12 protein-coding genes are annotated in these 21,039 nt (G+C 52.3%); 1 reads left to right on the forward strand and 11 read right to left on the reverse strand.

Annotated features, from left to right (window positions below; all coding sequences use genetic code 11):
- Positions 1–41: 41 nt before the first annotated feature.
- Entirely contained in the window at positions 42–2,375 is a 2,334-nt protein-coding gene (locus DBAC_RS00585; protein ID WP_012805331.1) for a glycosyltransferase, read from the reverse strand.
- Positions 2,376–2,414: 39 nt separating this feature from the next.
- Positions 2,415–5,885 carry a glycosyltransferase gene (locus DBAC_RS00595; RefSeq protein ID WP_012805332.1) on the reverse strand — a complete coding sequence of 1,157 codons (3,471 nt, stop codon included), beginning with the start codon at positions 5,883–5,885 and terminating at the stop codon, positions 2,415–2,417.
- A gap of 363 nt (positions 5,886–6,248) precedes the next feature.
- On the opposite strand from DBAC_RS00595, the gene DBAC_RS00600 reads away from it, so the two are divergent.
- Positions 6,249–7,124, forward strand: a complete 876-nt coding sequence (locus DBAC_RS00600; RefSeq protein ID WP_012805333.1) for a WcbI family polysaccharide biosynthesis putative acetyltransferase — start codon at positions 6,249–6,251, stop codon at positions 7,122–7,124.
- A 704-nt stretch (positions 7,125–7,828) separates the two neighbouring features.
- Here DBAC_RS00600 and DBAC_RS00605 read toward each other — a convergent pair.
- The 9 genes from DBAC_RS00605 to DBAC_RS00645 all read right to left on the reverse strand — a co-directional run bounded on the left by DBAC_RS00605 (position 7,829) and on the right by DBAC_RS00645 (position 20,954).
- Positions 7,829–8,974, reverse strand: a complete 1,146-nt coding sequence (locus DBAC_RS00605) for a radical SAM protein (RefSeq protein WP_012805334.1) — start codon at positions 8,972–8,974, stop codon at positions 7,829–7,831.
- Complete coding sequence (locus tag DBAC_RS00610; RefSeq protein WP_012805335.1) at positions 8,974–10,065, reverse strand: methyltransferase domain-containing protein; 1,092 nt, start codon at positions 10,063–10,065, stop codon at positions 8,974–8,976. Before DBAC_RS00610 ends, DBAC_RS00605 begins: the two co-directional genes overlap by 1 nt.
- A gap of 25 nt (positions 10,066–10,090) precedes the next feature.
- The gene (locus DBAC_RS00615) at positions 10,091–11,215 is read right to left on the reverse strand and encodes an FkbM family methyltransferase (protein WP_012805336.1); all 1,125 of its coding nucleotides are present in this window, start codon (positions 11,213–11,215) and stop codon (positions 10,091–10,093) included.
- Between the two features lie 17 nt (positions 11,216–11,232).
- Entirely contained in the window at positions 11,233–12,078 is an 846-nt protein-coding gene (locus DBAC_RS00620; RefSeq protein ID WP_012805337.1) for a class I SAM-dependent methyltransferase, read from the reverse strand.
- A gap of 100 nt (positions 12,079–12,178) precedes the next feature.
- Positions 12,179–13,894 carry an asparagine synthase (glutamine-hydrolyzing) gene (gene asnB / locus DBAC_RS00625; RefSeq protein ID WP_012805338.1) on the reverse strand — a complete coding sequence of 572 codons (1,716 nt, stop codon included), beginning with the start codon at positions 13,892–13,894 and terminating at the stop codon, positions 12,179–12,181.
- Between the two features lie 18 nt (positions 13,895–13,912).
- Entirely contained in the window at positions 13,913–16,012 is a 2,100-nt protein-coding gene (locus DBAC_RS00630; protein WP_012805339.1) for a glycosyltransferase family 4 protein, read from the reverse strand.
- A 1-nt stretch (position 16,013) separates the two neighbouring features.
- Positions 16,014–16,754: a class I SAM-dependent methyltransferase gene (locus DBAC_RS00635; RefSeq protein WP_012805340.1), complete on the reverse strand. Its 741-nt coding sequence runs from the start codon at positions 16,752–16,754 to the stop codon at positions 16,014–16,016.
- On the reverse strand, positions 16,751–19,984 hold the full coding sequence (locus DBAC_RS18210; RefSeq protein WP_012805341.1) for a glycoside hydrolase family 99-like domain-containing protein: 3,234 nt from the start codon (positions 19,982–19,984) through the stop codon (positions 16,751–16,753). Before DBAC_RS18210 ends, DBAC_RS00635 begins: the two co-directional genes overlap by 4 nt.
- A gap of 1 nt (position 19,985) precedes the next feature.
- The gene (locus DBAC_RS00645; protein ID WP_012805342.1) at positions 19,986–20,954 is read right to left on the reverse strand and encodes a UDP-glucuronic acid decarboxylase family protein; all 969 of its coding nucleotides are present in this window, start codon (positions 20,952–20,954) and stop codon (positions 19,986–19,988) included.
- Between the last annotated feature and the right edge of the window lie 85 nt (positions 20,955–21,039).

Consider the following 21,039-nt stretch of genomic DNA (forward strand, 5'->3'; position numbering starts at 1 on the left):
TATGAGCGCGCGTAGAATTTAGCTCTGGGCTTAGTGGACAGTTATTTTGCTTTGAGTGCAGCTTCTCTGTACCGTTCTGCTTTTTTGAGGTCCCCTTTTTCGGCATAATGCGCGGCAAGACGCAGCAATGATGTTGCTTTGGAATTGACTACGGGTTGGGGAGCGAGGCTGTTTTGAGCCATCCAACAATCTTTGATCTGCTTAAAAAGACGCTTTCGAATGGGTCTGTTTTTTGGGAGATCGGTCATCTTTTGGACATTGGGCGCGTTCAGAATCTCAGGCGTGAAATTGCATGTTGAGAACTGACCGCACAGTGAGAGTAACTGTTCACGAGACATGCTCTTAAACCACCAAGGATGCCTTTGGATGATTTCCAGTTTTGAATTGATGTTTACGTCGGACCGTTCACCGAAACGTTTCTCTTGGATTCGGTACATGAATTGCGGAGTCTCTGTATGGAGACTGGACCAGCCGGATTCTGCCGCCTTTATCCAAAACTCCCAATCCTCTCGGTCAGTCATGGTCTCATCAAAACCTTCAACTTCGTCCCAAAGCTCGCGCCGGAAAATCGAAGTGATAGGAGAAGGGCAGACAGTGAGCATCTCCTTCAGGTCAAAATCGAAATGATAAAAAATATGATGAACTCTTCCAAACTGTAGTGTAATTGGAGTGATCCATCCTGCCTCGGGATTCTGTTCAAGGCAGGAGACTGCTTCTTCTAAATATGTTGATCCCAGCATATCATCTGCATCCAGAATACAGACATATCTTCCAATCGATTCAGAGACCCCTCTATTTCTCGTACAACCTTTGCCTTTATTGGTTTGGTCTAAAATAGTTATGGGTTGATCCGAGTATCTTTGAGCCAGGTTTTGAGCAGTTTCAAGAGAATCGTCAGTTGATCCGTCGTTAACAATAATCAGCTCCCAGTTTGAATAGGATTGGTTGACAACGCTCATAACGGATTCTTTTAAAAACAGACCTTGGTTGTACAACGGGATAACGACGCTGACGATTGGAGCTCTGGTGTCATTTGGTTTACTCTGAGACGGAGCTAGCAGCACCTGTCTGAACACCGTGCTCAGTATTTCAGACCCGCCAAAAGAAAGGTAAAAATCCGTGCAAATTTTCTTGGCCTCGGCGTTTTTGCCGAGTTTACAAAGAAAAAGGGCCAGCGCCCAAAAGTGAAATTCAATATCGGCGATATGAAGAGGATTGGACTCATTGATTAAAGAGATCGCTTTTAGAATTTCTTTCTTGTGAAACTCGCACTTGAAAGCCAGTGTCTCCGGCAAGATACGCGAATGAGATAAAAATGTACGGATCCCTTTTTCGGTTGTGCCTGGATAAAGGAATCCTGGATTTGATTCCCAGGAAGAAGCGAACTCCACAATTGCATTGGCTGCTCTTTGAGAAGCACTGCCGTCAGTATACTCATAGACGGCCTTTACGGCTTTGTTACGCTTTGCTTGTTGTTCCGGCAGATCAGCTAGGGCTAATTCAATCGCATCAAGCAGGTCGTCGGGATGATCACAATTGACGCCGACATCCGCGTGTTCCCAGAAGCGTAGGCCGTGTTCTATGTCTCGCCTGTACCAGGGGGCATTGAGGACTACCACCGGTCGATCCGTGGACGCGAATTCAAAAAGTGTCGACGAATTGTCGCAAATATAGATGTCAGCCCTGTTCATAATATTATCGAAATTACGAACAATTTCAATTTTGTATTCGGCGTATATCGGAGATAATTGGTCGATGATTCGAGGGTGTCCGTGTCCTAATATCTTCCAACGATTTTGCAGTCCAAGTGCTTTGATTGCTGATTTAAAATAAAGGTATGCTGATCTGGTTTCAGGCAGTGTCTTTCTATCAAAATGAAAAGATAAGGCTATATTTGGAGTAGGATTAGAAAGAAAAATTGGTTCTGCGTGCCATTTATCCAAAGCGGGGCATCCAACGGCGCGTTTAACAGAATAGGGATAGCGTAATTGAAATATTTCAAGAAGCCTCTTGCTTGGAAGGATATCAAGTAAAATATTTTTTCTTTCAAAATAATATAGCGGCGAATCAATATATGTTTGCCCTGCACCGTGCTCAACATAAACCATTGGCCTGTTAATACCTAACAAAAAATCAACTTTATAAAAAGTAGCCAAAACAAGTGGATTCTGAGATGAAAGTATTGTATCCTCAATTTCTATAAATGATTTAGCGATATGTTTGTTTTTTATCCTGTTGAGATCAGTAAAATCACGAGAATTGTCATGCTGAGTAATAATGAAAAAAGTTCCCTTCAAATTGTCAGGAATTGATTGCCATATAGGCTTTAAGTGATCAAAATGATGTCTTTCCCAAACAATAAAATCGATGCTCATAGATTAATCCAGATTGAATATAGCATAATGTATAAATGTTTATGGTATGGCTACTTTGCTTCTTAAAGTAATGCATTTTTTTGTCTGAAAAAGCAGGTCTGCAATCTCTTTATCTGAAGGGGAAAGAGTGCTGGCTTGAGAGATATAATGCATTGCATTTATAGGATCACCAAGCATCAAGTAGTGCATTGAAATAATTTTGAGCAGGTTTGAATTTACTGGGTCAAAATGTGATAAAGCTAAATATAGATATAAAGATATGTTATAATTTTTAAGGGCAAAATATTTTTTGGCATGTTTTGTTAATAAGGTAATTATGTCAGAGTCATTCAATTCAAAATTATGATTTTTTTCTGTACCTTGAATATTCATTGATTTAACAAAATTAAAATATTCGTCTATGTACCGGGTTTGGGTTTTTTTCATGATTTGCGAAAATATAGCGTGATGACTTTGAAAGTCATTCATTAGTTCGAGAATATATTTTTTCTTTTTTAATAGAGAGCTGTTGCTATGATCGTTTATTAAGTATTTCTCACATGTTAATAAGGCATCATTGAGTGCGTAAATTTCAATAAATCGATCAATAATTTTTAAATAAGCAGTTTGAAAAGCGATGAGTTTTTCGTTTTTCCAATTTAAATTGTTAAATAAATTTTCTATTTTTGTTTTTTCTAAAATATTATTTGTAATTTTAGCTTCATAACTAAAATCAGTTTTGATTGGATTTTTAATCCCTGTAATGTTGTTATTGTGAAATCTAATATAATTAAGGTATTTATCAACATGTTTGCAAGTAAATTTTCCTGCAAGAGCAACTCTACTCCAAAATTCCATATCGTGTGCTCGAAGAAAATTGATGTCGTATTCGCCTATTTCTGAATATATACTTTTACGTACGAGTGTTCCAAGGTTAGGGAGTGGATTTTTGGTCATAAATCTTCGAAGCATTTCATCATTTTTATTATGCCAATCTATATGTGAGTATTGCTTTAAGACATAACCTTTTTCATCGATACAAAAATGATTTGAATAAAATATATCTACATCACTAAATGAATCCATTAAATTGACATACTCTTCGATAATTTTGGAAGATATAAAATCGTCGCTATCAAGCCATAAAATAAAATCACCACTTGATTCGAAAATGCATCTGTTACGAGTGTCCGGTGCGCTTGTATGTTCTTTTTGAATGTACTTTAAGTTTTTTATTCCATAACTAAGAACGATATCTCTTGTGTTGTCTGTAGATCCATCATCTACAACAATAATTTCACAATTTTTATATGACTGATTTGCAGCTGATTTTATAGCTGATGAAATAAAATTTTCTCTATTATAGGTTGGTATACAAATAGAAATTAATGGATTTTCAATTACTTTGCTAGATTTTATTTTGCGATAGTTTGCGTTTGGAGTTCTAACGAAACTTGCCCCAGATTTTAGGAGGAGGACTTCTTCATTGTTGCGAAAATGTTTCCAGCTTTCAATGAATTCGTTATAATCAGGATGTTTCTTTTTAAGACGTGCTCTTGATTGCCGTTGCTTTTCTCGCTTCATTTCAAGATGGCTTTGATCCGATGCAAAGTCATGGAATATAATCGGATCAGGGCTGTAAATCTGCTTTCGCATATCAGGCTCAATTTCGAGAAGGCGTCGTGATAAATCGACTCCTCCTCCTCCAAATCTGATTGCATCATCCCAGCCGTCAGCCTTGAAAAATGCTGAGGCAAGATACGATGTGTTTCCTTCAATATCAGCATAAATTGGGAAGGGCTTTGGTCCTAGGTAGTAATGTTTCGCTTGTTGGTTAAGGGGGTTGTTTGTTTTTGGCTTGCAAACTCCGCGTACAGCGATAACATCGAACTTTGTATAGCAGCTTAAATGGCTATCGATAATATTGTCTGCAGGAATTGCATCATCGTCTAGAAAAAAAAGTATTGGAGATTTAGCGAAAATGCTTCCTATATTACGTGCTAAATAGGCTCCAGAATTGCTGTTAAGACGTACGTAAGTATCGATATTGGGTTTCAAAGCATCAAATATCCCAAGATCGGAGCCGTTATCGACAAAAATAATCTCAAAGGGTTGGGTACGTTGTTTTTTCAGGATTTGTAGGCAGTTTGTGGTATCAGGATGAAGGCGCCATGAGATGATGATAACAGAAACTGCTGGTATTTTATTATCATTAATAATTTCTGCGTAGTCAAAATGTGAAGAGTAGTCGAAAAGCTTATGTAGCCAGTTAATGCTTGAAAGATAGCTTTCAATTTTATGGACAGTTGTGAAGCTATTGCTTGTTAAAATGTTCTTATTGGGAGGTTTGTTTTCAAAATCTTTCCCCGCCTGTTCGTGGGTCAATAAGATGCTTGCTGGCTTAAATGAAAATATTAATTCTCGGAGTAGTTTTGCAACCGGTTCATAGGAGAAATTTTGTTGAATTAAATTTCTGCAGTTAGTGCTGAAATTATTCCATAGGATTTCATTTTCATAAAGTTGGATTGTTTTTTGTGCAAACTCTTCTGGAAAATCCGCGATAAAGCAATTTTCTCCATCAATTAGATCAAATCCCTCTGCCCCAATGGTTGTTGCCACAATAGGGAGGCCGTTAGCCATAGCCTCCCCGAGTTTGCCCTTCATTCCGGCTCCGTAGGTCATGGGGCAGATGAAAACACGAAATTGCGCCAGAGCCTTTTCTAAGTCATGGACAAACCCATGAACGCATATAGTTGGGCCAGCTAATTGACTAAGTTTAGTGTCAGCCTCTCGGCCTAGAATATGTAACCGAAGTTTAGGATACTTTTTGGAGACGTATGGAAAGATTACTTTCACGAAGTGTAAAACAGCATCAATGTTATGGTTGATGTTAAAATTGCCGAGATATACTAGATCGCCGCGTTGATCATAAGAAGTATTCACAGTTGATATTTGGTGAATATTCGGAATTACATAAATAGAAGGGGAGTCCAATTTTAACCCCAAAATGTCATTTTTTTCATCTTCGGTCACTACAACTACCGCATCAGCATTCGGATAATTTGTTTTTTCTAAATCAAGAAATTTTTTTGCTGTAAATAAATCGTCAGGTGATCGGGTGATTGCGTATCGGCGGTGATATTTTTTTGCATGCAAATCCATAGTATCAAGAATGATTTTAACTTCAGGTCGTCGATTGCGCACGTTGTTCATCAACTGCGACATGGATTCGAAAAAAATAGGAGTCCAAAGGTTCGTTAACCAAAGGATGTCCGGTTTCGAGGCGAGAATATTTTGAACGTGTTCATGGGGACTGCCGTTTAGTCGTATAGTGTTTACTTCTGGTATCGATTTAATGTATCGTGTATCATCGAGAGACGTATAAAAATAAATGTAAGTAATATATATTCCCATATTTGAAAGTAATTTTACTATATGATAAATACGAGTATTCGATGATCCAACGTCAAATCGTGGTAAGTAATTGCTAACGATGGTCAGATTGATATTTTTTAAATAATCTTTTTGCATTTTATTTTCCATTTAACGATTTTAATGTCATTGCGCATTTCAATATGCGGTGTTAATATTTTATTAAAACATGTGTATGTAAATATTTTGCCTGTATAATATGAAATGATTTGTGTCCACAGGAAGTCAGAGGGGTTTGCAATGCTCATCACTGATATCAAACGAATACCAAGGAGGCAACATTGGTCATGTCGCTCAGATTTAATAGGCGATCAGTGATCGACACGGCAAAATCAACCCGATAACCATCCAGGCAGACAGAAAATGATGTTGCTATTTTTTTTGCGAGAAGTGTGCCAATTGTCAATTTTGCTACCCGTGGATAGTTTCATTCGGTTGTTCAATTCTGGGTAGGGGGTAACCATGGAGCCACGCATTATCATTTACGCTACTTGCCAAGGTGAGTACCTTGCCAAATTTTTGCGCGCATCCCCCGGCTTGCGTGGCTATGCTGTCGATGTTTATCGTAATTATGGACAACCGGGTGTCTTTCAGCCACCAAATATACCAGATGAAGCGTTGGATAGGTGTGATTTGCTTATCTACCACGCTGTGAGTAACGAGGCGGGGCGGGCTGCAGTGGCGCAGTTGCTGAGCAAGCTGCAGCGGGGTGCGCTCCGTGTCGAACTACCGTATGTTACGTCCAATCTCTATTGGCTGTTGCATTACCGCACATGGACCCCTTTGGGCGTGTCTCACGCTAGACGGTATGGGCTAATTCCTTACCGTAGCGAAGCACTGGATATGCTGGTGGACTGCGGCTTGGACGAGGACGAGGTGGTGCGGTTATACAGTTCTCTGCATATAGATCAAGTGTTGAACGTGGATGCCGCCGTGGCCGAAACCTTCTCTTACTGGGACGACCTGGATCGGCGGGCGGATGGCATATCCGTGGCACCTTTTTTGCGCGAACGTTACCGCAACGAAATGCTGTTCTATATGTTTAATCATCCTTCCAAAGCAGTGTTTCGTTATATGGCTGATCAGCTACTGGCCCGGCTGGGACTTCCCGGTTTGCCAGACGAAGCGTTGCGGGGGCAGGACTGTGGGCAGAAGGAAATGGTGCCTATACATCCGGGGCTAGCCCACCGTCTGGGGCTGCGTTTCGTGCGTGCTGCCTCTCGATATTTGGTTAACGGACGGATGATGGGCTTCGAGAATTATGTGCGCATGTACTACCGGTTACGACGGCAGGAAATTGCCCAGGTCGCGACTGTGGTAAAGAGAGGAGTGGTATGAACGATCTTATGTACTTGGATGGCGAACGGTTGACACGTATGCTGGGACTATCGAGAGGGTGGCGGATATCACCCCTGAGAGCGAGATACCGCACCTGTTCCGGTCGCTACCGCTGGACGTGTTCGGTCAGTTACCCATCAATCGCCCTCCCTCCTGTTTTCCAAAAGTCGATCGGCTATTGCCCGTTATGCCGCCCGATGACATTCAGCAACTCTGGCAGGCGTTTGTGGTCATACACTCATGGCGCAGAGCTGCGCCTTCGTGAAGAGTATGCAGCGTACGTAGTTGCTATATCGCGGCACGCCTTGGAGCACGCAGCAGGTGCTGGATTACGGCTGTGGTTGGGGGCGCCTGATGCGCTTAATGTATAAGTTTTTTCCGGCGTCGCAGCTACATTGAGTGGATGCTTGGTCCGGTTCCTTGAGTCTGTGCACAGATTTTGGCCTGCCCGGCAGCTTTTCACTGTGCGAAGAGGTGCCCTCAGGGCCGCCCGTGCTTGGCCAAAAGTTCGATCTCATCTATTCTTTTTCGGTCCTGACGCGCTTGTCGGAAGACTGTCATTTGGCAGTGTTGGGTTCGTTGCGGCAAGCAATCAGCAATGAGGGGATGCTTTTTGTCACCATCCGTCCGGAAACCTTCTGTGATGCCGCCCGCGACCTTAGTACCGCTACGGTCCTTAAGCGTCGCCACATGCAAAGCGGGTGTCAAGGTGTCGTGAGGATCGGATTCGATGCGCGTTGCAAGGCTACTCCTCCGGGGCACGACCAGCAGAACCGGTCGGGCTGCTCGCCGGACAGGATCTTACGACGGATGGCCACAAGGACGTCGTTGTTCCAAAAGTCCATCACGGTTGGGAAGTCGGAGGCATATCCTAGGGTGTTGATGTCACCGAGCACCACCGCGTTGCAGGCGTGCGGAATTAGGTTTTCGTCGTATCGGGCCGGGTCTATGCCTTTAACCGGCCAAATCTGGATTTTTTCCCAGAAGACGGTGCACTTGCCGCCCGGATCGTCGAAGGGCGTTGGTAGCTGCACGGTGATTCCGCATTTCTCACCCATGCGGCGCATATGTTCAAGACTCTTCGTGATCTCCACGTCGGCTTTGTGATAAACATTGTCGATTGCTGTGAAATTGTTGAACATATGTGGGAATAGACCCACCACGTTCAATTGCATTTTGATGCGGTGGGTTGATAGCACGTCGATAATCTTGGGGATGGCCTTGTAGTTGCCTCGTGACAGGATGCACGAGCCGATGATGCGTATGCCGTGGTTCGAGAAGATCCGCAGCGTGGCCAGCAGATCCTTGAGTGAACTCCCTTTCTTGATGCTGTCGAACACTCCTTCGTCTCCGGCGTGCAAATCGGTGACGATGTAGGAGATCACATCCTTTCGTTCTAGAATCTTGCGCAGATAGTTGCCGCGTTCCATGACCGAGGAGTTGAAGTTCGACTGGAACGAGGCTTTGCCGTAGCGTTCGGCAACGTAGTCGATCATGTCCATGATGCCGTCATGAAGAAACGGTTCACCTGTTGCGCAGATGTGCACATGCGGCACCCGCCCGGCGTGGAAGAAGTCTACATGCTGGCGGAACCGTTCCACGCTCATCTTGTACTTCAGGTTGTACACATTGGATTTTCCATTTCGTGCGTCGTGCGAATGGTACGAGCAGAACGTGCAGCGGTTGGTGCATGCACTACCGATGGCCACAGTGGCCCAGCGGGGAGGATAACTGACGATGGCTGTTCTCAGGCTCTCCTGTCGGTATCGCTCGGCGTCCTGCCGCATCAATTCCTCGCGGTTGGACTGCCAACTGTCTTTCTGCGAAGTAGCTTGCTGCTGCGGTATCATCACTGACCTCCCGAGGTGCTCATGCGCTTGCGGCCAACGATAGATATGGCGCTGAATGCGCGGTCCTGGGGGGAACTGCCGTCGTCGATGTCGCGGATGGGCAGCATCCCGGTTTTGGCAAAGACGTCGCGAAGTTCATCATAGGTGAGCTTCGCTGCTACAGGCGCGGAGTACCAGTCGAAAATATCGTATCGTTTGGGAAAAAGGCAAATGTGCCGGGCCACGTCAGCGTACAGACCCTTGCGTACCAGAAAGCCGGTGAGTTGGGCGAGGATGTCGGAGAATTCGTGCAGTTCCGCCAAGCTGAAGGTAGTGGTAACTCGGCGGATGGCTGCGTCATTCTCTTCCATACGGTCATTTCCGCGCTGGTAGGCCCGCACTGAGAACAGGCCACCTGGCTTCACCAGTCGGGCCAAGTTGGCCGCCGCGTCGAGCGGTGCGCCGGTGTGCTGGATGACTCCGATGGTGAACACCACGTCGAAGTATCCCTGTTGGAAGGGTGGGTGCAGAATGTCGCCTTGTACCACTTGCGCCACCTTGCCGTATTCACGCAAGTTGGCGAAGGCCACGTCGGAGGCGCGGGTGAGGTCCATGGAGACCACTATGGCGTCTGCGTCGAACGCCGCGCGCGAGAAACGTCCATTGCCACAACCCGCGTCCAGAGTCAGTTTGTCGGCCACATCGTCCCGGCCGAGCAGTGATTTTTCGTGGAACCAGCGCAACGACTCGGCGACGTGACTCGCATCGCTACCCGTTTCTTCCGTCCATCCAAGGCGCGAGTAGTATTCCCATTCGTGTCCGAAGTTGTCCTGGGTGTGTTTCTGGATATCTGAAATTTCGCGTATCTCACCTGGCCAGCAGTGGAGTAGCTTCTCCGGTGCGATCGAGTGCCTGCGGCAGAAGTCCGAGGCGTCGAACAGGTAGGTGGGAACCATGCGTGGAATATGCTGGGCGATGGGGTAAACGGTGCCGCAGGCGCCGCAGGTGAGCAACCCTTCGCGAATGCCGGCGGTGGTTTTGTCGAAAATGTCCAGTGCCAGCGCGCCATAACAGGCCGGGCAGCGCAGGTAACGGTGCATGGAAGTGAGCATTGTTTCTCCTGTCTAGGGCGGGGTGTTACGCAGGCGTCGCGTACAGCACCGTTTCCCATTCGTTGACGTAATGGTGGCTCAGGTGCAACCGGTAGCCTAGGCCAAGCCCCTGAATATAGTCGGGAATATCGTGGAAGTCTTGCGGGCTGTGGTACAGGCAGATGGCCAGCTTCGGCCGGAAGCGGCGCAGGGTCCGCTCGGCCCCCCTCAGGGCGTTCAGTTCCGCCCCTTCGATGTCCATCTTGACGAAGTCCACGCGGGGCAGCTTGGCGGCCTCGCACGTCTCGTCAATGGTGGTAGTGTGTATTTTTAGCGGAGCATGGTTGGACTGGTCAATGCGCGAACCGCCTCCCCCGGCGATGAATGAAAGTGTTTCGTTCGGCTGGTGCCACACGCCGCGCCGTACCAAGGTGGTGCGATTGGCAAGGTGAGGGTTCATGCACATGTTTTTGTTGAAGACCTGCAGAAAGAGCGGGTACGGTTCGAAGCAGATAACGAGCCCTTCCGGCCCGACGGCACGCGCGAATTGTAGCGACACGTCACCAAAAGCCGCACCGCAGTCCAGCACTACGTCACCGGGTCGCGCGCATACGCTCTGCTCACCATCCGTCCAGTAGTACGAGGGGGCATGCACCATCCGGTAGAGCTCCTCGCCGATAGTGTATATCCGCAAGGGACCTTCCTCTGTTCTGAGCTCGAACAGCGAGAAGATGTCAGTCGTCCATTTTTCCTGGATGGCCGCCACTAGATCGGTATCGGCCTGGGCTGAACGGTCCGCAGCGCGAAGGAGTTCGCCGCGCATCTTGGTGTTGCGGGGGCCATGGTATGGCAGACGCACCCTGAGGTGCCCCAGCACTGCGAAAGCAGCCAACTTCACCAATAGGTCTCTTGAACCGGAATCCGCCAGCAGTGAATAGAGCAACGATTTGGTGGCCACCTCGCGTTCGAATATCTCGCGGCGGGAAATAAACATCTCTTCCGCTGAGAGTCGCGGAGTGTTTTCCAGGGTGAGCAGGTCTTCTAACTGCGCGTCGCGGTCGCCGAGCTGGTAAAATCGCTGGTGATTGTCGGTGTGCACGGCACGTAGCGAGTCGAGGATGGTCGCGATCAGCGCGGCCGCAAAGCTTGCGGCGTGGGTGGGTTGGTTCATTGGATTCTCCGGGCGGATCATCTGGCGCGGGCGGCCAGTATTTCCTGTTGTTCCATGCCGTGCAAGAAGGCAAGACATGCATTTTTTCCCCAATACTGTTCGAGGAAGCGCGCTAGACGGTTCAGCGTGGTGCCGTCGATGGCGGGCCACGCCTTTGCTTCCCACGGGAAATGGAACAGCAGCCCCAGTAGGTGTCCCAGCGCCGCCGAGGGGGAGTTCACGAGGCGTAGCGAACCGATGTTGGGATAGGGAAATTCACCGATGACGGTCTTCTGTCCGGCGGGTAGGTGGTAGAACAAGTTGTGCGGTCCCTTGTCGTGCCGTTTGGCCGCGCCGCCCCGGTGGTGTAGATTTATGTCGTGATAGACGATTGTGGCGTTATCGCTGAGGAATGGTAACGCCAGGATGGTGTCCATGGTGGCCCAAGGGTGGGTATGATTACCATCAACAAAAAGGAAGTCGATCTTCTGGTCGCCCACCACATCGCCGATTTCGAAGCTGCTCTTACCAAGGTGTAGGCTATAGCCCCTTGGAGGAGTGTCAAAGACTTCGCGCACCAGAAACCCGGGGGTGCGGCTGGAATCGAAATAGCAGTGGTCCAGGTACTCCACTGCGGCAAGGCGGAAATCATTGCCCAGCAGTTGCAGTGCCGTGAGCATGTGAACAGTGGACGCTCCCGCAGCGGTGCCGATCTCCAGGACGAAGCGCGGACGCTCGTCCAGAATGCGGTTGATCAGAAACTCGGCCTCCGTTTTGCTTATCTGTCCATAGTTGGCCCCAGCGGGGATGATGTGGTCATGCACCCTATCGAGGTGCCCCATGATGTGGCTGTAATGCTTCGACCTGTCGAATGGTTTCGTCATGCCTCTCTCGTCCCGTGATGAAATGCTAAGTGGGCGCTGTTATGAAGCGTGTCTAGTACTCGGTTGATTTTTTGAATGCAATTCACATGCCTTGTCTGTGTTATCCAAGTTCCCATGGTGAGTGCTCCAGCCATGCGGCGAGCACCAACATGTGCCAGCCTTTGTGCGCGGTGTTGGTGGCATGGCGGTCCACCTGTTCGCCGGGCAGCAGGCTGCGAATGCGCCGCTTCCGTCCCAATAGATAATAGGCGCGCAACGGCTGCATGTCAGGGTGCAGCAGCCAGTCACGCACGCTGGTGCCGAAGCCTTGCTTGCCTCGTCGCCGGATGCTTTCCGGCCATATTTCGGCGAAGGCTTGGCGCATGATAATTTTGTGTCGCGTGCCGTCGGTCTTGAACTGCCATGGCAGCGAAATGAGGAACGACGCCAACTCGTTGTCCAGGAAAGGAGCGCGCAGTTCCAGCCCGTGGGCCATGGCGGCGCGATCGATCTTCTTCAGGATATCCGCTGGCAAGAAAGTGGCGATGTCTAAGCGCATGGCGTCGTCCACGCTTCCCGAAGCGTGCACGATGCGCGGACGCTGGACTCGTGGTAGCTGCATATCGGCGATTTCCGCCTCCGAAAAGTGGGTTACATCGGCCCAGTGCCGCTCTGCTGATCGGCTCCAGCCGACGCGTCCACCCTGTGGATCTGTCGCACCCGCCAGTGGCCCGTACCAGTAGTCGTACCCTGCCAGCAGTTCATCACCGCCGTCGCCAGTCAGGGCAACCTTCACGTGTTCACGCACTCGTCTGCACAACATGTAGGTGGGTAGGGCCGAGGAGTCAGCGAAGGGTTCGTCGTAGACTCGGCACAGGGTCATCAGCATGGCCGGCAGGTCCAAGACATCGTCGGCCAGTTCCACGTGGTCTAAGCCATAGGCAATTGCGACCTCACGTGCGAAGGGGCGTTCGTCGCGCGGTCCCGCGAAGCCGAAGGCAAACGAGCGCAGCGGCATCTCACGCACGGCATGCGCGGCGATGGTGGTTGAGTCGAGACCACCCGAAAGCAGCAGTCCCACCTCCACGTCTGCCACCAGACAGCCTCGCACAGCACGCGTCATCAGAGTGCGGAATTCTTCGGCCGCCTCCTCGGGGGAGGGCGGATGTTCCATGGGTGCGGGGGGCTGCCAGTAAGGGAATACGGTGGTGTTGTCGTTTTCGTGCACCAGGGCATGGCCTGGAGGAAGACTGTGTACGTCTCGATAGATAGTCATGCCTTCCGGTACGTAGCGCAGCGTCAGAAAGTTGGCGACGGCTGTACGATTAATGACCGGGCGCACCAACCCACTTCGGATGATGGCTTTGATTTCCGAGGCGAAGACCAGGGAGCCGTCGTCAGTGTGGGCGTAATATAGGGGTTTTTCGCCGAAGCGGTCTCGCGCGCAGAGCAGGCGCTGTTCGCGGTCATCCCACAGGGCGAAGGCGAACATACCCGGCAGACGGGGTACGCAGGCCACGCCGTAAAGAGTGTATAGTGCGGGGATCAGTTCCGTGTCAGAGGTAGAGCGCAGGGGCACGGATAGCCTGGCCCGCAATTCTTTGTAGCCGTATAGTTCGCCGTTGAAGACCACTGAGATGTTTTTGCCATAGGCGAAGGGCTGGTCGCCGGTGGATAGGTCGATGATGCTGAGGCGCGTATGGCCTAGGGCACAGTTCTCGAAGAACTGTTCGCCCTGCGCGTCGGGCCCGCGATGCGCGATGGCCTCTCGCATGGCTACAAGCGCGGGGCTGAAACGTCGGGCGTGCTTACCCGCTATACCTGCTATGCCGCACATGGATTTGCTCCTTTAATCTCAGCGCTCCGAGCCATTACCGTAGATATGGTTCCAGCGTTGCGGTGGAAACATGATGGTCTGCATGTGGTCAGCGTCGGGCGCATCTAAGGCGTTGCGCAGGGCGTTCACCACGCCGTTGTCGTCATAGGCGGTGGCCTCCAGCGGTTCCTTGTGGCCCAAGGTTGCTCCTGATCTGTCCGCTAGGATGCGCGCCTCAAGGAAGACGTTGTCGATGTACACGGTTTCACGGTGCTGCCGACCGGCCTTCGCGCCGATTATGGCCGCGCGAAAATCCGGATCCCGTTCCGCCCAGGCCTGCCATCGCGGCAAGGCATTATTCACAAACCGTTCGTGTTTGTGGGACTGCACGAAGCACTTCTTGGCGATGTCCACGTAATGCTGCCCGTAATCGTGCAGCCCCACCACAAAGTCCTTCTGAAAGAAGAGAAAGCCCCGCTCCACCATGTGGTCGATGGTGGTGGCCTCGGGCCTCAGGGTATTGCCTTCTTCGGGGATTAGGGCAAGGGCAAGCGGCAGGTGTTTGGTCCGGTACAGATGGTTGCCGGCTGGACGCAGCAGGTTGAATAATTTGTCGTGCACTAGCCCCTGTACCACGAAGGTGTTGGCCTGCTGGCGGTCGGCGAACAGCAAAACCTCGGCCACAAAAGCCGCCCGCACCAGCACGTCGGCGTCGATGACCAGTGTCCACTTGCGACTCTGCTCAATGCCGATTTCGAAGCACCGCCGCACCGCGCGACTGAACGGCACCTCGCGGATAACGTGCACGTGTTCTTCGGGTAGAATCTGGCGTAGCAGGTGTAGGCAGGCATCGGTGGTGCGTTCGCCCACGGTGCGCACCACGGCCGTGGTGTCAGCCAGCAGTTCGCTGACGGTGCGAGTAGCGCGCGGTACATGGATTGTGGGCACCGTTATGCAGGAGGACGCAATGTTCCCGGCGCGGGGAGGGGCCTGCGCGGCCATTCGATCAAACAGTCGAGCGAAGCGCGGTCCGGCTTGAGCCATGGTGTGGTGTTGCAGCACCGTGGCGCGGGCTCTCTTGCCCGCCTCCACCCGCGCGGTGCGGTCGGCCAGCAGCGGGGCCAAGCAGCGAGTCATGGCCTGCGCGGTGACCTGCTGGGCTACCATGCCCCCACCCCTCGCCGCGAAATCGGGTATGCCGCCTGTACCTGGAAAGCAGACCGTGGGTACACCGCGTTCCGCAGCTTCGAGGCTGACGAGAGGAAAGGGATCTTCGCGTGAAGTCATCAGGAAGATATCTCCGGGAGCCATTAGCTGGGCGGGTGCATCCAACTTGCCAAGGTAGGTGACGTGGTTGCGTGCTGGGCTGCGTTCTTTGTCCAGAAATAGACCACGCACGAGATCGTCTTCGGGATGGCCAGCCCAGAACGCCCGAAAACCGGTGATGCCCTGTGCCAGCAGAGCTTCGGCCACGTGCAGAAACAGGTCGGCTCCTTTGCGGTGGCTGATGGAACCGCAGCCCCAAAGTATAGGCCAGTTGGCAAGAGATGCGGCGTTTTTCGGCCCGTCAGCGCAGTCTGGATTGGCGGACGGCATTGGTAGTGCGGCCCTCCGCGAGATGTCCAGTGTGGTTTCGGTGTCCTCAATGGCACCATTGATGACGGTGATCCGGTCGTCCGGCACGCCGAAGCGGTTGCGCAACATGTCCGCCACGGGGGCGGACACGGCCACAAAGCCGGTGGAATGGCGCAGCAAGGCGGCCTGTACTTCCGGTGTGGCGTAGCGATCAACACTAGAACCCAGTTCTGCGATGCGTGTGATCATGGGCTTGCCGAAACCGGAAAGCAGCTCATAGGCCTTGGCAGAAACTACAGTGTTGCCGAAGATGACGTCCGGCATGCCACCGGTCAGGGCGGCAACACGAGCCAGGGCCGCCTCCGACTGCGTTGCGGTGTCCGGCAGGTCGCGCCAAAGCATGAAGGGGGCCAGCCGGGCGAATTCCGCCGCAAGCGGGCCATCGCCCAGCGCTAGTACGCCAATGCGCCACGCTGTGTGCGCGCGGAACCAGCGTAGGATGCGCAGAAAGGAGTGCTGTGCTCCGGCGATACAGCAGTCGTGTGTGATGAAAAGAGCGTTCATCCTATTCAGCCTCCTGCGGCGTTGTTGGCTTCCGGCTAACGAAGACTTCCAGGAATTCACCGTCAATGCCGTAGTGGCGGTCGCGCTCTAGGCTGACCACGGTGGTCATACCCGTCAGGCGGTGAATGATCTCGGGCATGTCGATGCCCCAGTCGATGGTCACCAGTGAACCGCCTCTGTCAACAGGGTTGCCATGGTACTGCGGCGGGGCGAGATGGCGGACCAGTCCATCCACCAGTTCTGCACGTCTGCGGGTGCACGTCTCGTCAGCATACCAGGGCACCGTGAACACGTGGAAGCCGCCTGGTTTCAGCACCCGGGCAATCTCGCGCAATGCAGTGGCGGAATCCATCAGGTGTTCCATAACGTCCTGCGATACAACCATGTCGAATGAGGCATCGGCGTATGTTAGCGCCTCCATGTTCTGCGACACGCATCCATGCCGGCGAGAGAAACTGCCGAAGGACACGTCCGGCAGGTAATGCGATGCGCTGTACCGTCTGCACTGTGAGCGCAGATAGTTTGATGAAGCTCCGCCGGGCGCGAATTCGTGCAGAGTCAGTGTGCGCCAGTGGGGCACAAAGCGATCCAGAGCCCGAATCAGCGCTCTGAAGCGGGGAATGGAGCCGCAACGCAGGCAACGGTAGTGGTCGCGCAGCCACGTCTCTGCGCTGACGAAGATGGTCTCCTTTTCGCAGATCGGACACCAGCCAGGGTTCTTGCAATGCAGGGCGGAACTCATGCTTGTCCTCCATTCACGAAACGGGCCAGCACCCGCACCGAGCGGGCGGCCCGTTCCTGTGAAAACCCCACCTCCACGGGAACGAACTCGCGGTCGGCTGTGAGAGCAATTCTGAACGGCGGTTGGCCGGGCTCAATGTCGAAGGTGGCTTGTCCGGTGGATCCGTACTTTATGGTATCGGAAGTGGTGCTTTGCTCCTCGTTGTGCGGATTATCGCGTAACGGGAATGGCAGTTTGGTGTCGCCGATGGACAGGTTCACGACCGGCGTCGTGCCCCCATATAACATAGGGCGTTCGGCGGTAACACTCAGAAGCAGCCTCCCCCCACCAGGAGGAGGTGTGATGTCCATTCGTGCTTCCCGACCCATCCAGCGGCCGGTATCCTCTGTCCCGCCCACGAAGCCTTGCGTGTAGGAGACTGGCGAGGGAGGATACGTGTCGTTGCTGGCCCGTATTCGTTCCAGGTCATTCAGGCGGAGTTCCAATTGCAGGTCCAGCGTGCGCACCCCAGCGTCCAGTGCGGCGGCGGTTGCCTTTAGATAGGCGTCGCCGCGCAGCAGGTCCGGTTCCAACGCGCAGCCCTCGCCCCATTCGTTCCATGCGTTGATGAATACTAGGCGTTCGTCGGCAGGCAGTTTGGTCACTGATTCTACGGCGTGTGAGAGCCAGCGGCGGTATCTGTCGGGAGATGGGTCCAACAGCACCACGGAATCCTTGGGTCTGCGCGGAGTGTTGTCCCAGCGTGGGGTGACGCACGGGTATCTGCGATAGGATGCGGCGGGTTTGGTCAGTTGTCTGGCCACAAATTCGTCGTAATCGTACACGCGGTGTTCGCCGAACGCGAGGTCACGCCGGGGATCACCCAGGTTTGCCCAGTCGGGCTGGAATTCCACGGCTGCGTCGAAGCCGATGCCGTCGGGGGCGTCGCGTTCGGCGCTCATGCCTTCCACTTTGCACAGATATAAACCTGGCAGACCGGCGCGTTCGGCCATTACACGCCAGCGCGAAACGGTGGTTGCGGGGTCGGGTAGCAGACGGGTGCGGTACACCAGTAAGAGCGGCTTGCCGTTAACGCGGATATATCGTGAGTCTTGCATGAAGCGCAGCAGCAGACGAAAATGGGCAGCGTCGTCCTCTGGCGAATGGCGCTGTTTTAGCAACAGTTCACGATTGCCGCCGTCCCAGTTGCGCGACCAGTTCTCGTTGGCCCAGCATAAGCAGAAGGGTAAGGAGATGTCGGAGGATAGGTAGTTTTCGATGGGCGTTTCAAGAATGCGTCGCCCGTGGAACCAGTAATGGTAGAAGCAGAAACCATGCAACCCGTGCCGCCGGGCAAGATCGGTCTGATTGCGCATGACGTTGATGTCAGTCAGGTCGTACCAGCCCAATTCTCCAGGAATCAGCGGTTGATCGTGTCCAGGGAAGGCTGGTACGGTGCGCTGTACGTTGGTCCAATCTGTGAAACCTTCACCCCACCAATTGTCGTTTTCCGGCACACGGTGGAACTGGGGCAAGTAAAAGGCCAGCAGGCGGGCGTCCGCCTGATCCTGCATCACGTCGATGGGGATATTGGCGGTGCAGGGGGAATCGGCGGACTTAGAGTGAGGAGCACTCTGTAGGCTGGATGCGTTTGCCGGACCGATGCGTCTGCCCAGAAGGGCTCGGTCATTGCTCACAACACGCTGGCCAGGATTCAGTGGAGGTTCGTGCGCTATTAGTCGATGCGTCCACTTGCGCAGGAATATTTCCCGGTTGATGATCAGATGACGACGAATACCTTTACTGGGGTCTAGCCCAGCAGTGGTGGAGCCGAAATGAATTACAACAGACGAGGGTTCGTACACTACGGCCTTGCCAATTTCCCGCATGGCGAAGCACAGGTCAGTTTCTTCGTAGTAGGCAGGCGAATAACGCATGTCGAAGCCGCCCAATTCTCGAAACAAGTCGGCTCGCACGAGTAGGCAGGCTCCGCTGCAGTAGTCCACTTCGCACGGACGGTTGAATTTGGGGAGCGCTGGATGGTCGTGTCTACCGAAGTTGGAGGCTGTACCGTCGCTGTGTACCACAGCGGCCGCTTCTTGCAAGGTGCCATTAGGGTAGATGAGACGTGAGCCAGCAGCTCCAGCCCATTCGGCCTCGTCTAAATGACGTGCCAGTGGTTCCAGCCAGCCCTTAAGCGGAATGGTGTCGTTGTTCAGGAATAGCAGGTAGTCGCCAGTGGCAGCTTTTGCGCCCTGGTTGCAGGCTTCGGTGAAACCCTTGTTTTCCGTGTTGTGAATTGCCGTGATGTCTTTTCGCGCTTCCAGCATGAGCCGTGTCTCGTCCGACGAGCCGTTGTTCACGACAATGACTTCGTAGTCGGAGTAAGACGTGTTGGCTTTGAGGGCCGCAAGGCACTGCCGAGTGTATTCGGCATGGTTAAAAACCGGAATGATGATGGACACCTTTCGGGGTTTTGCAGGTGCGAACGGAGGGGTGAATGTTAATGATCCTTGGTGAATGTCTTTAGCTGCTTCTGTTAAGGTTACCGTTTCCCTCGCGGCGAGGGTGAGTAGGGTTAGCAGTGCCGTAGAACTGTCTTTGCAGATGGGATAGCCACATCGTGCATGCACCCAATTGCGCCACGCTGTGCGTGAAACGTCGGTGCAGGCTGTTTCTTGTGTAAGTACTTGAGAGGCGGTGGCTGCCGAGGCTTCGGGATGGGCTTCCAGTGCGGCGAGCAACCGTACGAGAACCTCGGGTTTCGGGTTTACGGCCACAGTGAGGCCACGTGCCATGCGCAGAGCTACGGCAAGGGCAGCTCCAGCGGCTTCGTCGCCTACTTCGGAGCGAGACGTCTCCGCATTCCAAGTAACGAGTCGGACTTGGGGAAATACCGTCGCCAGGCTGGTTATAGGCGCGTGTTCGATGTCTTGGTCTGCTGCATCGATACGACGCTGTGAGATCACGATAATTTCAAGGTCGTCGCGTAGAGGTGTCAATGTTTGAACAATTTCATTCAGTATCTCAGTCGACACTGGGGCACGTATGACTATGGTGAAGGCGGGTTGAGAATTATCGCTGGAGACGAAAAGGTCCTTGAACAAACCATCGATGGATGCGGCTTGTCGGGTTGTCCAATACGTGCGTTCACGAAGATTTGCCGCCATAGCGATGCGTTCGGCGCAAGTGTTGATTCGCTGAATAGCAGCAGCCGGTATTGTGATATTTACAGTCGATAATAATGGCATGTCAAAATTCGTCTGGAATTCCATTAGGATGGAGGAGATTTTGAAAGTACGCGATTGTCTGCACCAGTCCTTCGCGTAAGCCAACCTGCGGTTCCCACCCATAACGTTCCCTAGCCAGCGTAATGTCGGGCTTTCTTTGTTTCGGGTCGTCCGTGGGCAGCGGTTCGAGTGAAATCTTTGATGAGCTTCCCGTCATCTCAATCACCTGCTGGGCCAACTCGAGAATCGTGAATTCCCCAGGGTTCCCCATATTCAGCGGGCCGCAGAACTCATGATCATTGCGCATGAACCGCAGCATCAGCTCCACCAGATCATCCACGTAGCAGAAGGACCGTGTCTGCGAGCCATCCCCGTAGATGGTGATGGGCTTGCCTTGCAGGGCCTGCATGATGAAATTTGAGACAACCCTACCGTCGTTGGGGTGCATTCGCGGGCCGTAGGTGTTGAACAATCTTCCGACCTTGATGGGCAGGCCGTGCTGGCGGTGGTAGGCGAAGAAGAGGGATTCCGCACAGCGTTTGCCTTCGTCGTAGCAGGAGCGGTGGCCGATGGGGTTGACGTTGCCCCAGTAGGATTCCGGCTGCGGGTGGACGTCGGGGTCGCCGTAGACTTCGGAGGTCGAGGCCTGGAAGATCGGGATGCGCAGACGCTTGGCCAGGCCCAGCATGTTGATGGCCCCGTGCACGCAGGTCTTGATGGTTTGCACCGGGTCGTGCTGGTAATGGATGGGCGAGGCCGGGCAGGCCAGATTGTAGATCTCGTCCACTTCCAGGTAGAGCGGGAAGGTCACGTCGTGGCGGATCAGCTCGAAACGCGGGTTCGGGAGCAGATGCTCGATGTTCTGGCGCGAGCTGGTGAAAAAATTGTCCACGCAGATGACTTCGCAGCCTTCATCCAGCAGACGTTCGCAGAGGTGTGATCCCAGAAATCCGGAACCGCCCGTGATAAGAACTCGTTTTCGTAAGTGCATGTGTTTCCCGCCATCCTGGCAGAGGTGTCAAATTACTTTCAGCCTGGGGCCGCCTGACAATGTTTAGCACTTGGCGTGCCAAGGG

This window comes from Desulfomicrobium baculatum DSM 4028, assembly GCF_000023225.1.
Lineage (GTDB): Bacteria > Desulfobacterota > Desulfovibrionia > Desulfovibrionales > Desulfomicrobiaceae > Desulfomicrobium > Desulfomicrobium baculatum.